Genomic DNA, 17013 nt, shown 5'->3' on the forward strand with positions numbered 1-17013 from the left:
TACTTTATTCATGCAGCATGATTGCACTGTTCACATCTTGCTTCCAATCAACCAAGAACTTTCACTCTTCGCTCTCAGCATCAGAAGCAACTTCATCTGCGGTTTCCTCCGTCGATTTGCCACTCCGCGCTTTTGCTACCTTCGCGCTTTCCAAGCGTTTCTGCAACGAACAGTGGAGTTCCTCGAGCGCTTTGGCGCTATTGGTCCACCAATCTGTGGACCATACCCGGAAAAGGGTCCATCCGAGACCTTCGAGGACTGCCTGACGAATTTTGTCCCGCTCTCTCGCGTATGCTGAGCTGTGATACATCGCGCCATCGCACTCGACACCCGCGAGATAGAGGCCAGGTTCATCCGGGTGCACAATGCCCAGATCGATTCGGTAAGCGGACACGCCGATCTGTGGATGCACAATCCAGCCTTTGTCCTGCAGCCCTCTGGCCACGGCCACTTCGAACGGCGACTCAAAATCGCCCTTGGAGCCGTGTACCGCGGCGGCCAGCGCAGCAGGACCGCGCTCGGCGTATTCCAGAAAGTGCTTCAGGTCGGCAACCGCACGGGCCTTGGTGCGAGAGAGATCAATGCGCTCCGGCGCCATGGTGGCAAACACGACCATTTCCGAACGCGCGCGCGTCATCGCTACGTTCAGTCGACGCTCGCCGCCCGTGCGGTTAAGGGGACCAAAGTTCATGGTGATATGGTCCGTTTCATCGGGGCCGTAAGTGATACTGAACAGGATTACATCCCGCTCATCCCCCTGCACCGTCTCCAAGTTCTTGACGAATACCGGCTCCAGTGTTGCCTCCTCAGAGAAGGCCCATTCGATACTCGGATCTTCTGCACGGGCCTTGTCCAGCAGGTCCTCGATCAGCGTCTGCTGTTCCGTATTAAACGTCACCACGCCGATGGACTGGTTGCGCACCATGACGTTCGGCGAGGTGAGGCGCCGCACTATCTCGGCAACAATGGCCTTGGCCTCTCCCTGGTTGTGGCGGGCCTTGCCGCGCGCATAGAAGCCCTCCGGACGGACCAGTGAGACACCCTTATCGGGGTGTACCGGTGCCGGGAAAGTTACCAGCGAGCTGTCGTAATAGCGGTTATTCGAGAAGGCAATCAAACTCTCGCGGCGCGAGCGGTAATGTAGATTGAGTACACGCTGGGGAATGCTGGCTCCAATTAGTTCATCCAGAATACTTTCCAGATCACCTTCGGAGTCCTCTTCGCCATCGGGATCGTCGTCCGCTCGGGAGAAGAAATTGGTGGGAGGCATCTGCTTCGGGTCGCCGGCGATAATCACCTGTTTACCACGTGCCAAGGACCCTACCGCATCCCAGACCGTGATCTGAGACGCTTCGTCAAAGATCACCACGTCAAACAGCGCCTGTCCTGCGGATAAGTACTGGCTAATAGAAAGCGGCGACATCATTAAACACGGTGCCAGGGAGGTAATCACATCCGGAATTTCCTCCATCATCTGCCGCACCGGCTTGTGCCGCATTTTTTTCTGCAGCTCGTGGCGCAGGACGCCCCAAGAAGAACTGCGTTTGACGTCATCCGGATTGGGGATCTGCCCACCCAGCTTGGCGGCAATATATTGGGCGGTAAGCTTGCTGAACTGAGAGTCCAGTACTCTGAAGTTCTGGATCGCCGATTCGTGTTCCGGCGACGAGAAGGTGCGCAACACCTCATCCTCACCGATCACCGCTGATGACCACCAGGCGCAATAGGCGGCCTCGAAAACCTCCGGTACTTCAGCGGGAGTCACATTGCCGCTTTCGATTGCAGATACCAGTGGCCCCAGCTGGCAGTCGAGAGCTTCGGAGCGCCGACGCACCCACGCACACCAGTCTTTAAGTGAGGCGTGATGATCCGTAATTTGCTGGCAAAGGGCATCAAGGGCCGGGAGTGTCAGTGCATTACCAGGCGTAGCGGTATCCAGACCAGCGCCGATCAGAGCTTCGAATTTCTCCCTGATCGCATCGAAGCGCTTCAGAGTCTCGAGGAACTGCGTCACCGCTCGACCGACGGACGCCTCCGGTGCCAGCAGGTCATTGGCATCGTACATGAGCTTGCGAACGGCAGCGCGCAGAGTCCCGAGGGCCTCCGCATCCTCCGCCAATTTACCCACGGCGGTACGGGCGCGGGTGCCTAACAGCTTTAAGGATGCGATATCGCTCGGGTTCGAATCGTAGGAATTCCATTCGCGCAGCCCCTTTAACACGCTGTCGAGGCGGTCGATCTTGCCACCGGTGTCGCGCAACTGCTTGAGGACCGGAATATCGTTATCCGGATCTGGCTCCCCCAGAGCACCACTTGCGCGCATCAGCTTCAGTACCTTGCGCTTGGCAAAGAAGCTATTCGGCCACCAGGTCTCGTTGGCTGCACCCCACGCCTGCTCCAACGCATCGGCATCGAGCTTCTTCCAGGCGAGATCTTCGTAGCGGCAGCTCAGTTGGGACTGCTGCGCGATATAGGACTTCAATTGGGTGACGGCTTCTTCCAGTGCATCCAGGCGATCTGCCGCATCCGGTTCCAGCGCAAAGGCTGCCTGCTTACGGTAGGCGTCGAGTAGTACCTGTCCTAGCTCCGCTACTGCGGTAAGTCCGGACAGATCTAGCTCACGGAGCCTCAGGCCGGTAGCCTTCTCCAGGGCCGCCAGACTGGTAGCAACCTGCTGCGCGCTGGCCTTGAGCAGGCCCGCGGCTTTCACCACGGTTTCCTGCCATTGCGGGCGCCAGTCGTGGTTGGCAATGATCTTGAGGGGGTGATCTGCGAGGTTACCTACCGCTCTGGCCTGTACACCCAGCAGTTCGGCCATTTCCCGTAGCTTCTGCAAATGCGCTTGGTCGTGGTAGTCCGCTATACGCCAGCTCAGTTTTACTTTCGCCGCCAACGCTTCATCGCGCACCTTAACGCCGATGGCGTAGTGCGCGGTTAAGCCATTGCGCCGCGGTTTATGCAACGCATTGACGACCTGGTTCAGGCGGTCGCGCAGAGTTTTCAGGCGCTCCGCTTCCACCTGCCAGTTTTGCACGCCCGATTGGGAAAAGCTGTCCCAGGAGCTTCGCAGCTGCTCCAGTACGTCCGCTTTCTTGGCTTTATTGGAATGCAACTCCAGGCAGAACTGGCCCAGGCCGATATCTTTCAGGCGGCGGTGTACCACCTCCAGCGCCGCGGTTTTCTCGGAAACAAACAGCACCCTTTTTCCGGTGCCGAGCATGTGCGCAATCAGGTTACTGATGGTCTGGCTCTTGCCGGTTCCCGGAGGGCCTATAATAACGAAATCTTTGCCGCGATCTGCGGTGGCAATGGCGGACATTTGCGAGGAATCCGCCGGCAGTGGTGTGAGCAGGTCTGCGGGTGTGTATTCGCGATCGATATCGCCCGGATCAACAAAGCGGATATCGCTCTCGTAAGGCTCCCGAGGTGTATCGATCAGATGTTTCACCACCCGATTTTCCTTCAGGGCATCCGCCCGATCCACCAGGTCCTTCCACATCAAATACTTGGCAAAGGAGAAATGGCCGAGGGCGACCTCCTCGACCACTTCAAATCCCGGCACATCCTTGATGGCAAGGCGAACCCGATGCCAGATTCCCGCCACATCAATACCACTGTGATCCTGTGGCAAGGCGCCATGCAACCCTTTGATATCAATGCCGAAATCTTTCTTCAGCAACTCCAGCAGCGTGGTATTGAACCTGGGCTCATCCTCGCTGGCGGTCATCTTGACGCCGCTACGTACGGACTTGCGCTCTAGCGATACCGGTAACAAGATCAGCGGCGCACGGTAGCGGCTGTCGCCCTTATCCTGTGGCTTCCATAACAGAAAACCGATAGCAAGGAACAGTGTGTTGGAGCCACCCTCCTTCAGAGAAGTTTGAGCTTTGCGGTAGATTTCTACCGCGCGCTTTTCCAGTTCTTCACGGGTCAACTCGACCAGCAGCTGCTTCTTGGCAAGCGCGTCCCGAGCATACTCCTGCTTCAGCTCGTGGCCAGTGCGCTGGCGAAAGAGGTCCTCATCCTGATCCTCGGCCTGCAGTTTCGGAAAGGGTGCTACCGAAATGCGCGCACCGGTAGCCAGCACGTCCTCTAACGCACCCGGGTCATCGCACACAAACGTCAGGCTCGTTTTGCCCGGTTTGTGATTGAGTAGAGGATTGCGCGCAGAGAGATCCAGCAGCTTGCGCTGCCAGCGCTCAAGACGACCACCTGGGGAATTATCAGCAACGTCCGCAGTTTCCACAGACGTATAACTCGGCAGCGCCGGCGCGTCCTCCAGCCCCGGCTCGATAATCTCAATTGCGCCTTCAACTACGACGGTACTGGGCGGTGCCTTGAGACTAATGGGGTTGATGCAGTGGGCCCTTGCACGGCGAATATCCACCGCCGCGATAAACTCGCGCTCCTTCTCCAGCGCCACAGCGTCAGCCCCCTGCTGTACCGCTTTGGAAAAAGGTACCGCCGGATGTGAGGTTACGGTCGTGGTTTCAATCAGAATTAGCTCTTTAAGTGGAAGGCGCTGGCGCAGTACTTCCCCCTCTGTCACCACGACACTGGACAGATTGTCGGGCTCCAACCAAAGCCCGACCAGCGCGTGCCCTTCGGTTATTACCACCAGCGGGTTGAGACCTGCCTGCTCGAACGCTGCGGCGAACAGCAACGTGGAATCCAGACAGGTGGCGAGCTTTCCAGCTTCAATCAGCCCGGGAAGCCGAATCTTCTGACCATTGCGCTCAAAACTGGAAGGCGGCAACGCGTAGCCCAACTGCAACTTGACGATGGATGAGTAAATGGCGGATGCCATCAGCCAGACCCGCTCACGGTTCCCGGCTTCGTAGCCGTTGATGGCATCAGGCTTGCCGGCTTTTCTCAATATCTGGCTCGCCTGCCCCAGCACGCGGTCTACCGCCGGATCATTCGGCGTACTGAATGCTGCCAGCAACTCCGGCATAAATTCAGCGCCGCCCCACTCGTTACAGGCGAGCAACTCTACCGTAGTACCCTGCTCTGCCAACACGTGTCCGCCCTGGCAGACCCGAACGCTCACCTTACCCCGCATGGATTCCGTCAGTCCGAACAGGAAGCCGCCATCAAGCTCCAGATCGCGGTCTTTGATCACCAGCTCACCACCAGCTGAAAGTCGGTCCACGGTCCAAGTCTTCGGCTTCAGGAAGGCAGGAGAGGCTTCCAGCGTAACCGACAGATCCGACAGATCCAGTTCATTGTCCAGATTCTCGATCTTAAGCCCGCGCAGTACCGCGAATGCGCTTTGGTGGCAGGCGAAATTGATTTTTTTGACAAAATCGAATTGAAGTTTCGCTGGCGCCGGTTGCTCAACTGGCATAATTTGCCTTCCTTTATTTTTTCTAAGCGATATATAACGCGTTTGCCACAAATACAGCGCCTTCAATCGCAAAATTTAGTCTGTGCTTAAGTCGTGACTATCGAGATCCCTAAGTTCACAAGCGGAATATCAGCTTGAAAATAGCATGCAGGACATTCAGTGGAACGCGAATAATACTCAACAAGAAGTCCCACACATAAGGAAGCCGCTGCAGAAAAACCTCTAGAGTAGTTTCCGCTCCGGTTACTACCGCCTCGAACCAAGAATCCAAGTGATAGGTTAAGTCATCTGTCGCTTTCGGATTGTTTTGCTCCAAAACCTGCCCCATTCGCACCAAGCCATGCATTACGGGAATAAAACCAATGGTTCCTGCCGCAATGGACACTCCGGTCTCAAGGGCGTCAGCTACATCCAAAATATCCCCACCCAATGCACTCTCGGTGGTTTCATCCAAATGTTCATTAGAGATCCCTGAATCTATGGTGTCAGTCTGAGCGGCCACCTCATGGGTGGAAATTACCGGAATATCTGGGTTCACGGAATCGACATAGTCAGCGCTATCGGTTGCCTTGAGCTGGTATTCAATACCGTCAATGGTGATATCGGTTTCCGGGTGATTAAAATCGGCATGCAATACACCGCCGCTTTCCTGTGCAACCAGCTGCTCGAAATAGGCCCCCTTAACCAGATTGACCATACCCGTCATCGCAGCGGGATCAGACAGTCCGAGCATGACCATATCCCACCAAATCTCAGTATCTGACTCATTCACATACGCCGGGTTGACTCTGCGAAAGGCGTCATAGACACCACCAGCCTGATACGCATTGACCGCGGCCTGCACACCAAATCCCATCAGGAAGGCAAGCAGCGAAAATCTGGCCAGCTTTTTTCCTTCCACCTCGATTTCGAGTTCGCGTCGGATCTCCCGTGAGTAGCAGATGACTTCCTTGTCAAGTAATCCCCGCCTTTTGGATACCATCATCTTTTTTTGTTGGAGCCGCTCAACAAAACCCCCAATATCCTTGATTCCGGTGACCGCCTGCAGTGCAGATTTCAGTTTCTTGAGTTCGGCTACGCGTTTCTGCAGCACGCTTTCATCTTGAGCCCTGAAGAACAGGTAAAGCATATTGCCAAGCTTTTCCCCTTTCCGAAGCTCTTCTAGCCTTCTGAGCCGTCTATCCAAGGTAGTTTCTGCCTCTTCCAGACTGGCATTTACACGCACCAGTTGCCGAATACGTTTAGACTCGAGTAATGCATCAATGCGCTGCAATGACTCTTGCGCCAATTCCTTGTTTATCTGTTTCAGGCCGTCTCTTTTGAAAAGCACCCCTTCCCCTCCCGACCTGCCTCGTTTTAGAGGCCTTTTATATGCTTTATAAGCTATGAAACAGTCTTTAGCTGAAACCCTAAATTCATGAATAGTTTCCCGGTGCGATACACCACATGAAGGACTGAATATCAATCATGTCACGCGGCTCAAGCGCCTCAAGGTTTGAAGCGAGATACCGGGAGAAATTCAATATGGACTTGTAGGTCAGCCAGTTCAGCTCGGGTTTATAGTTGATCTCAAATGCCGACAACTCCGAAGCGTGCTTGGCAATAGTGGGCTTGACGAACATATGTGTGTCCGGGTGCGCGAAGAACAGGAAATAGGTCATCGTGGTCCACTTCGCCGCATTGAGATGTTCGAGTACACGTGCAAATGCAGTAAACCGTGGCTCCAGCTCGCCTTCGCCGTACAGCAAGTCGTAAAGTCCCAAGCTGAAACGCTTCTGGTTGTCGGACTCCAGCAGGCCACCTTTCAGGGCCATTTTCTCGTTGGGAAAGATCAGGTTGGTGGCATTGCATAGCCGGAGCGCACGCCGACTGATCTCATCGAAGCGCTCCTCGGCCAAGAGCTGTCCGAAAACGTCCTTACCGAGCTCCTCAACAAATAGCCGATGGGCTTTGTCCTTGTAGTCCCGCTCATGCGCACGGTACTTATCGCCATAGAAGCCCTCAGGAAATTCAGCTTTGAAGAACTCCACTGACTCCTCCAGGCTATGATATTTGATCACCTCCCCTGCCTTGGGGAGCTTCAGGTTATCGAGCACCATGTGCGCGGCTTCTAGGCCAGTGACTTTCTCCAATCCCACATGGTTGAGTGAAATCAGCTTCTCGCCGGCGCCTACGAAAAATACGCGCACCCGATCGCCGCCTGCTGTATCTTCCAACACTTCACCGACACCCCATCCAAGCATCTTTGGGTTGCGAACCCGATCACCCTTATTGAATTCCATTCCTCTACCCTTCTTCGACTAGGGAGGCCAAGCCCACGACTAGTCCATTGTCATGCTATTGACCGAACACCAAAATATAACCAACAACTTATGCTTCTGGCGGCCACTCATTTATCAAAATTTCAAGTTTCAACCGGCCACATTTAAGCGCTGGACAAGCTCAACTCGTTCATAGACCCGATTCAATAGCCTTCCAGATTCCCACGGATCCTCTCTAGCTGCAATTTCACGCATCCATTCAAGTGAATCATATCGACTATCGCTTTTGTCGAATTTATCTCTCTTATCACACCAAAACTGAAATATTTCAGACCTATCTTCTTTTCGGGTTAAAGAACCCAGCGTTACACCGGCTATAACGGGCAACGCATCTGGAACATCTCGCTTGCGAATATTTTCATCAATTAGAAAATTGATCACTTCATTAATTCGCAATGGTTCGTGGACAAGTAGAGAAAAGTGTTCCGAACTATACTCTCGCAAGAAGAGCATGACTGTTAAGATTTGAGGATCTAAAGATTCATCTGTTTGAATTGCGCGCAGTATCAACCGAAAACGCAGAATTAACTGATTAACATCTCGCAACTGACAATTAAACCGCTCAGAAAGCCAGCAAAATCCCTTTACGACCCAATCAAATTCTTGCTTTGCAGATTCGCTGTTCCTGGTTCGCCCAAGAATATCTTCTTGCTCAAACCTAGACGTTATGTATGCCCCCATATCGGGAATTTTTAGTGCATAGTCAAGATCTATAAACCGCTTTAGGTAACTTTCACCATCAAATTTCGGACCATATACACCCTGTAAACTACTACCCAGTTGAGCTCTATTTATTGCAAGCACAAAAACCACTCGCTCTACATCAAATAGGTGCTTGATCCGCTCCAACACCTCGAGTGCATAGCTCGGACGACAACGGTCCAGCTCGTCAACAAAAATGAGTAAGTTATTCTGCCCTGTAGGCAGCGCATTCAGGGCTGAAGCAAGTAGCTCTTTAAATTTAGCGAGGGTGTTTTTTTTGCTTTTGAAAGAATCAACAATATTGCCAGTCGCCTCGCCTGCAGCAGATGCAAAGGCTCCTTCAACACTCTTCTCGAGGTCCAGAACACCAAATGTCCCGGCTTTAACTGCAGCCACCGCTCCCGCTTTAAGCAATCCCGGTGCAAGGGTTTTTACCTTTTCCCAAGCCTCAGCCACAGGACCCTCACCCCTTAACTCTGAGAGCCAATCATCCAGCACTGAGAGAAGTGGTAACAGTGGGTCCTCGCAAAAATCGCTCTCCCAGGCATTGAGGTTCAGAGAGACGTAGCCTTGGGATTTCAGGTACTCACCCCATAGCTCAATGAACGTTGTTTTTCCGGCGCCCCACGGAGCCTCGATTCCAAACGCCAACGGTGCTTTCGCATTCAATAAAACAGGAGTGAGGTTCTCAATCTCGTTTTTTCGACCTAGCTTGTCATTAGGGCTAGGTCAAACACCCTCTTCCACGGTAAAGCTCGGCAACCGCAATTCAATTTCTTGACGAGGTACCGTATTGGCTTCCACTTCTTGTGACATACGACCCCTTTATAGCTGACCCGAGAAAGCTCTTTGACTTATTGCTGAGGTCAAATCTGTATCATCGCTTTCATTTCTAATAGTAAACATTCTACGTATATTCTTAAGCACCGAAACGAAGCGCCTTTGAAGATCAAGAGGTGGAACCGGAACCGCTGCCTGATTCAATGAACCTACGTTGAGATGTTGCTGTATCTGCCCTCTCCCTTCTGCCATAACCAACCGTTTTCCAGCTCCAGAGTTTAAAAAATAGGCAAAGTAGTCTGGATCAATGAAGCTTCCATCAGGTCTAAGTATCAAAACATCAATTGCATTCACACCATCCAAATCTTGCGGCACAACAGCTGCCTTTCCTGGCTGACCTGAACGTACTATCACAATATCTCCGGCGAAAACCCTCGATTTCGCGAGGCGTTGTTCGTTATCTTCTTTGGAAAAAAAGACAAAATTATTTTTATCGATTCCTGAACTTTTAATATTCAGTGATCTAATTGCAGGAATCCCATGCTCCACATAATAGGAAGCTGGCTTGATTACCAATCCCACGGTTATCTGCCGGCTGATTTCAGAGCATTGCTTTTTCCTCCACCCCTTCGGATTCGTCACCGGATCACCAAACATATCCAGAAACACCGCACGCAGGAATTCGTCGGCGAGGGCGATGGCTTGTTGGCGTTTGCGGCGGATGGCGTCGGCCTTGTCGAGGATGGCGGCGATGCGTTGTTGTTCTTTTAGGGGGGGCAGTGGAACCGTTACCTTAGTGAGTCCCTGACCAGTAATCTGAGGCTGTGCAGACCCAGAGATTACGTCATTAAATCCACGCTTTTTGAAGAAGTAGTAAAGATACTTGATATCTACCCTTGATAAATCCAAGTCATCCAGAGCCATGGCGTTACCATTGATGTATGACTTAGGCTCTGAAATATGTACATTGCCGCAGGTTGCACCGCGGCAAGTAATCATTAATGTTGGGCTTTCGTGAGTAAACTCTGAAAAAAACCCGATTTTTCCGTTAGCACCATAGACTGGATAGCCGTCTTCGAGCAGCGCCGACGCCGCGATTGTCTTCCACTGCTTAGGTCGACAAATTTCGTTCAATTTGACTATAGGATGATTCACAGCATCCCCTCCAGCGCCTTCAGCTCGCTAACAATCTCATCCTCCAGCTTCAGCAGCCGTGCAAGAATCTCCTTGGGCGGATCGTACTGCTCCTCCTCGTAGACCACCTCTTTGTAGCGGTTGATGGAGAGGTCGTATTTGTTGGCAGCGATATCGGCGACATCCACCGTAAACGCCTTGCGGGACTTATCGCCAAACTGTTTTTTGATTTCTTTGGCGCTAGCATTGGCCAACACCAGCTGGCGGTAGGCCTGCCATTTTTCAAGGGCATCCGGCAGGTCGTTGTCCTTGATGGGGCTGCGCTTGTCGTCCAGCGAGTAGCCGTCCGCCTGCAGGTCGTAGAACCAGACCCGTTCGGTGGTGCCGCCCTTGGTAAACAGCAGCACGGCGGTAGAGACGCCGGCGTAGGGTTTGAACACGCCGGATGGCAGGCTGACGATGCCCTCCAGCTGGTTGTGCTCCAGTAGTTCCTGGCGCAGTTGCTGGTGCGCCTTGGAGGAACCGAACAGTACGCCGTCGGGCACGATCACCGCGGCGAAGCCGCCGGGCTTGAGCGCGCGCAGGATATGGGCGACGAACAGCAGCTCGGTCTTCTTGGTCTTGACCATGCCGAGCACGTCCGGGTTGACGTTACTCTCGTCCAAGCTGCCCTTGAACGGCGGGTTGGCGAGGATCACATCGAAGAAATTTTCCTCCTGGCGGGGGAAGTTCTCGCGGATGGATTTGTTCAGGCTGTCCTGGTAGTGGATATTGGCCCCGGCCACCCCGTGCAGCAGCATGTTCATGCTGGAGACACGCAGCATGGTGGTGTCGAAGTCGAAGCCCCAGAACATGTCGCGGTTGATGTGTTCGCGGTAGGGCTCCAGCAGGTCGCCGGTGTAATGGGGGTTGCCATCTTCGTCCTTGAAGGTGCCCGCTTCGCTGGAGTACTTGCGGTTCAGGTATTCCATGGTGCGGGCGAGGAAACCGGCGGTGCCACACGCGGGGTCGCAGATGACCGCATCCGGCTGTGGGTCGGCCATGGCGATCATGGTGTCGATGATATGGCGCGGGGTGCGAAACTGGCCATTGATGCCGGCGGTGGTGAGCTTGCTCAGCAGGTACTCGTAGATATCCCCTTTCACGTCGGACTGGGTCAGCGGCAGCTGGTCGATCATCTCGACCGCGGCGACCAGTACGGACTCGTTCTTGATCTCGATATCCGCGTCCTGCATGTATTCGCCGATGCCGGCGAGGGCGTGCACGGTGCTGCCGTCTTCGCCGATGTCCTTATGACCGAGGTTGGCAAAGAAGGGAAATACTTCCTTCTTGAGGTGCTTGAGCATCTCCTTGCCGGCCATGTTCTTGAAGTTCTTCCAGCGCAGCAGCTGGCCTGCGGGCGTCTGTGGGAACAGGTGCGGGAAGTCCTTACCGGTGCGCGCGGCCTTGCGCTCGGCCACCTCTTCCTGCATATCGAGCATGCGCGCGAACATGAGGTAAGAGATCTGCTCGATCACAGTGAGGGGGTTGGCGATACCGCCGGTCCAGAATTTCTCCCAGAGTTTGTCGATATCGTTGCGGATTTGTCCGGTCAGCATTTAATTCGTCTCTTCTACTTCTGTGTTCGTTACTTCTTCGCCGGCACTGTCAGCCGGTACATGCTCGAGCTGTGGCGGCGCGGGCTCCTCGTCAATCGCCTCGACGACGAAGGAAAGGCGCTCGGTTTCGAAATCGAGGGTGGCGGCTTCCATTTTCGGCATGGACTTGGTGACCTTGCTGGAGATCTGGGCGAAGCGCTCAACCTTGCCGTGCAGCCCCTGCTGGCCTACCAGTGCCTTCACCGTATTGTTGTAGTGACCACTGACGGTGTTCAGGGTGCCGCCCAGTTTTTGCAGGCGCTCGGCCACCAGGCACACCTGGTTGTAGATCTCGCCCGCCTTGGCGCTGATTTCACGGGCCTCGGCATTGCTGCGCTCCATCATCCACAGGTTGGCGACGGTGCGCAGAATGGGAATCAGCGTGGTATGGGAGACCAGCACGATGCCCTTCTCATAGCCATAGCTGAACAGGTCCTTGTTACTCTTCAGCGCGTCGATATAGGCGGGCTCGATCGGCATAAACATCAGCACAAAATTTGGGCTGCGCACGCCAACCAGGTTGGTGTAGTCCTTGGATGCCAGATCGTCGATGTGCCTTTTCACCGCTTTGACATGCTCGACCATGGCGAGCTGGAACTCTTCCGGGGACTCCGCGGAAACGGCCTTGTCGTAAGCCACCAGCGACACCTTGCTGTCGATGATGATGTGCTTGTTGTCCGGCAGCTTGATCAGGTAGTCGGTCTGCTTGCGCTTACCCTCGGTATCTTCAAACGAGCTCTGGGTTTCGTAGTGCGCATCCTCGATCAGGCCACTCATCTCGAGTGTGCGCTTCAGCTGCGCCTCACCCCAGGCACCGCGCTGCTGGGAATCGCCCTTGAGCGCGGAGGTCAGGTTATTGGCCTCGGCGCTCATTTTGAGGCCGATTTCCAGCACCTTGTGGATCTCTGCATTCAGGGCCGTATTCCCTTTCAGGGAGGCATCGTGTACTTCGTTAATGCGGCTCTGGAAGCCCTGAATTTGCTCGCGGAATGGCTTGAGCAGCTGGTCGATGCTGCTCTTGCTGGTATCGGTGAAGGTTCTGCCCTTCTCTTCGAAGATCTTATTCGCCAGATTCTCAAACTCTTTGGTCAATGCCTGTTTGGCATCGGTGAGCTGAGCCATCTGCTGGGAGAAATGCTCCTCCTTCTGCTCGAGCGTTGTTTTCAATTCGGTAAATTCCGCAGACAGTCGCTGATGGCTCTCCTGCAGGTTGTCATGTTTCTGCTGGAGCCTGTCGCGTTCGGACTTCAGGTCCTGGTACTTCGACTCAGTCTCCTGGGCTTTTACCTCCGCGCCGCGCGCCTGCTTTGCCAAGCGCTCAGCCTCTTCTCGCACCGAATCCAGTTTGCGGCGTGACTCTGCGAGCTCACCATTCAGCTCTTGGAGCCTTTCCTTGTGGGACGCCACCAGGTCTTCATTCTTCCCGATCAGCCCTGCGAGCTTTTCTTGCAGTTTGCCCTGCTGCACTTCTTGCGCGTGATTTAGCCCCTCGACCCGCTTCACCTCGTCAACAGCCTCACTAAGCTGGCCGTTAATCTCACCGATCTCCTTGTTCTTGCGCATTGTCGCAATGACATAGCCAGCGATGGCCAGAAAGATGGCGACACCGCCTGCCAGCGCCCAATACTCGATGGGTAATTGCTGAAATGTCATGATGTTCAATATCCCTTCAGTTGATCAGAGTGCGCCAGCCTGGCTGCTTTCTTTCAGAAATGGCTTCAGCACAGCTACAAGCTCACTAACGTGCTCCGCCTGAAACACGCCATCCACGCCTTCGTGGGACACAGAGGTGAACGGTGCCTCGTAGAGTTTTTCCACGGTGATGGTGCCGTGCTCGGCGATATGGTTCTTGAGCAGGTTCATAAAGCGCACCTGAGCGTGAGTGAGCTGCGGATGCGCGTGCAGGAAGCCTGTGAAGTGGGCTTCGACTGCCTGCGGGTCCATGCCCACCAGCTCCTGTAGGGTGAGCTGAAGCTCGCTGGCGGTGCGGCCATAGAATTCGTTCAAGGCCTCGAGGCTCACGCCCGGGTGCTGGGTGAGGATGCTGGAGGCGAGACTGTTGAGTTCTTCCTCTCTGACCGGCTCGCCGTGGCGCACCTTCTGCAGGATGGGGTTGCGCTCAAGCATCTGGTCGAGGATGGCCTTGACGCGGCGGCGATAGAGCATGGCCTCGTTGGCGCCGGCGATGGTGACCTTGCGCTCGGTCTCCTCAATGCCCTGGTCGGTGGTGCGGGTGCTCGGCGTGCCATAGAGGCCGCCACCCCCAGCCTGGCGGTATTTCATAATGCCGCGCAGTTCTCCACGCGCACGTTCCAAACGCTCGACACTGGCGTTGTGCCAGAAGTCGGCGCTGCGTACCTCGTCGATCACCTTGTCTTTCTGGCGCACGGCCTGGATGTTCACCGCCAGCTTGTCGAGCTCCTGCAGCAGCAGATCCTTGCCATCGTCAAAGCAGCTGGCCTTCTCCACCAGGCAGCGCTGGATGGTGGCGACAAGGCGGTCGAGACCGATGGCGAACTTGTCCGGTAGTACCCGCGCGCCCATCAATGGCGCGATGGTGCTTTGCAGAATGTGCTGGGTATTGCCGTCCATGCGTTGCAGGGCATCGGTCTGCTGCAGCTGGTGCACGGTGCGCAGTTCACGCTTTACCGCGATGCTGCTCTCTGGCAGGTCGTTGATGTCTGCCTTGAGCAGTTCCAGCGCGGTATCGAAGCCCTCGCGGTGGTTGACCTTGAGGCTGGCGAGCGCCAGTTCGAGGCGCGCTTCGAACAGGGTCTGCAGCAGGGATTTGCTGCCGGTGTCTTCAGCTTCCTGATACTCCTCGTCAAAGAAACTGAAGTTGCCGTAGTGGTCGAAGATCAGGAACTCGGATTTGTGCTTGCCGGGGCCGAACAGGTTTTCGCACAGGCGCGTGCCGCGGCCGATCATCTGCCAGAACTTCACCCAGGATTTCACCGGACGGGCAAACACCAGGTTGACTACCTGGGGCACGTCGATGCCGGTGTCCATCATGTCCACCGAGATGGCGATGCGGAAGTCGGTGCCGGCTTTCTTGAACTCGCCGATCAGGCTCTCGGCCTTGGGTACGGCGTTGTGGATCACCTTGCACACGCGGGTGCCGTACTGCGGGTAGAGCTTGCAGAACAGCTTTTCCAGGTGCTCGGCGTGCTTCTGGTTCTGGGCGAAGATGATGCTCTTGCCCACCAGCGACTCGGTTTCGTCCTTGATGCCGTTGTTCACCAGATTCTCGAGGATGATGCGATCGGTATCCTCGCTGAAGATCTTGCGGCCAATATCCTTACCGGCAAACTTGGCCTTCTGCGCCTCTTCCTCGCCGAGATCCTCTTCCAGCTGCGCGCGCTGCTCGTCGCTCAGGTCCTGGTAGTGGATGCCCTCGCGCAAGAATTCGGTGGTGAGGTCCTTGACCCGAAACGGCACCAGATACGGCGGTTCATTGTTGATGGCGGCATCGAGACCAAACTCGAAGGTGGGATCGGTGCTCTCGCAGCCGAACATATCGAAGGTGTTGCGGCTGATGAACTTGACCGGGGTGGCGGTAAGACCCAGTTGCAGCGCATCGAAGTAGTCGAACAGATCGCGGTACTTGTTGTAGATACTGCGGTGGGATTCATCGGCGATGATCAGGTCGAAGAAGCCCACATCCAGCTGTGCGAACCGATTCATCATTCCGGGATAGGTGGCGATGTAGATGCGCGCGGACTGGTCGATCTTGTTGCTCTGGCCGATGACGCAGCGCGGCTCACTCGGCAGCAGCTCCTTGAAGGCGGTATCGGCCTGGGTGCGCAGCTCCTTGCGGTCACACAGGAACAGCACGCGCTTGCCCCAGTTGGTGCGCAGCAACAGTTCGCTGATGGCGATCGCCACCCGCGTTTTGCCGGTGCCGGTGGCCTGCACGATCAGCGCGCTGCGGCGCTGCTCCTGAAAGCGATTGGCGACGGCCTTGATGGCTTCAATCTGGTAGGGGCGACCGGCGATATCGGTTTTCGGATTGAACTGCTCCGGGTGCGGCTCGCGGTACTGGCGCTGGAAAATCAGGTACTCAAGGCTTTCGCGGCTATAAAAGCCATACACCGGGCGATAGGTGTTGTACTGGGCATCATCCCAGATGAAGGTCTCGTAGCCGTTGGTGTAGAAGAGCACCGGGCGGCGGTAACCCATTTTCTCCAGGGAGTCCGCATACAGGCGAGCCTGCTCCCTACCCGCCTGCAGGTTCACTTCGCCGGATTTCTTGGCCTCGATCACGGCCAGCGGCTGGCCGTCTTCGCCCCACAGTACATAGTCGGCATAGCCCTTGCCGCTCGGCGTCGGCTGATGGGTGACCTCGAATTCCAAGGAAACCTGCTCCTTGTTGTTCAGATCCCAGCCGGCCTGGGCCAGCATGGTGTCGATCAGCAACTGGCGGGTCTTGGCTTCGCTCCACTGCAGGGAGTCCGCGACCTGATGACTCCGGGCCTGCTTGGCCGCGGCGTCCTGCTTGTGCGGCGGTTCGATATTGGCGCTGTTGCGGGTGCGCTCTTTCTCCAGTTCCTCGATAACCCGCTCCAGCTGCGCGCCCTGCTGCTCCAGCTCCCTTTCATATTTGCTGACGGACTTCTGTAATTGGCTCAGCCGCGCCGTGGGGTCTTCGACATCCCGGTACGGAGGAATATCCGACTTGGTTTTGCGGTAGTACTTGAGGGCCATGTACATGGCCAGCTGGTGCGCGGTGCCCAGTGCCATCTGTGCATTGCGCAGATTGCCTTCGGCGCCGTGGGCGGTTTCATTGCCCTGTACCCGCAGAAAATTGATCTGGTGAATCAGCGAGCGGTCCACACAGCTTTCAAACACAGAATTCCTGACCAGCTCGTAGAAGTTCGCCTGCGGCATGCGCGGCAGATACTCCTCCTTGTAGATGCTCTTGGTCACTTCCTCGGCAAAGCCGCGTAGGCGCGTCAGCGCACTGCCCGGATCAACATGCAACACCGCCTCGGCGAGACCGCCGAGGTTGGCGAGGGTCTCGTTTGCCGGCCGAAGGAATTCGAAGTTCTGCGATTTCATATAAAAAATTCTATCCATGCCCGCCTGATTGCGA

Annotated in this window: 8 protein-coding genes; all 8 read right to left on the bottom strand. The window is 55.3% G+C overall.

Going from position 1 to position 17013, the window contains the following annotated elements:
* Positions 1-61: 61 nt before the first annotated feature.
* Positions 62-5347 carry a DUF4011 domain-containing protein gene (locus R5R33_RS02125; RefSeq protein ID WP_318954423.1) on the bottom strand — a complete coding sequence of 1762 codons (5286 nt, stop codon included), beginning with the start codon at positions 5345-5347 and terminating at the stop codon, positions 62-64.
* 115 nt (positions 5348-5462) lie between these two features.
* Positions 5463-6677: a hypothetical protein gene (locus R5R33_RS02130; protein WP_318954424.1), complete on the bottom strand. Its 1215-nt coding sequence runs from the start codon at positions 6675-6677 to the stop codon at positions 5463-5465.
* A gap of 85 nt (positions 6678-6762) precedes the next feature.
* Positions 6763-7629: a DUF3553 domain-containing protein gene (locus R5R33_RS02135; protein ID WP_318954425.1), complete on the bottom strand. Its 867-nt coding sequence runs from the start codon at positions 7627-7629 to the stop codon at positions 6763-6765.
* A 129-nt stretch (positions 7630-7758) separates the two neighbouring features.
* Positions 7759-9063: a KAP family P-loop NTPase fold protein gene (locus tag R5R33_RS02140; protein ID WP_318955763.1), complete on the bottom strand. Its 1305-nt coding sequence runs from the start codon at positions 9061-9063 to the stop codon at positions 7759-7761.
* A gap of 132 nt (positions 9064-9195) precedes the next feature.
* Positions 9196-10305 (bottom strand): restriction endonuclease subunit S, encoded by a 1110-nt coding sequence (locus tag R5R33_RS02145; RefSeq protein ID WP_318954426.1) that lies wholly within the window; start codon positions 10303-10305, stop codon positions 9196-9198.
* Positions 10302-11882 carry a type I restriction-modification system subunit M gene (locus tag R5R33_RS02150; protein WP_318954427.1) on the bottom strand — a complete coding sequence of 527 codons (1581 nt, stop codon included), beginning with the start codon at positions 11880-11882 and terminating at the stop codon, positions 10302-10304. The genes R5R33_RS02145 and R5R33_RS02150 overlap by 4 nt, the downstream gene beginning before the upstream one ends.
* A complete protein-coding gene (gene rmuC / locus R5R33_RS02155) occupies positions 11883-13574 on the bottom strand; it encodes a DNA recombination protein RmuC (protein WP_318954428.1) in 1692 nt (563 codons plus the stop codon). It abuts the gene before it with no gap.
* A gap of 24 nt (positions 13575-13598) precedes the next feature.
* Positions 13599-16979 (bottom strand): type I restriction endonuclease subunit R, encoded by a 3381-nt coding sequence (locus R5R33_RS02160; protein WP_318954429.1) that lies wholly within the window; start codon positions 16977-16979, stop codon positions 13599-13601.
* Between the last annotated feature and the right edge of the window lie 34 nt (positions 16980-17013).

It is taken from the genome of Microbulbifer pacificus, assembly GCF_033723955.1.
Taxonomy (GTDB): domain Bacteria; phylum Pseudomonadota; class Gammaproteobacteria; order Pseudomonadales; family Cellvibrionaceae; genus Microbulbifer; species Microbulbifer pacificus.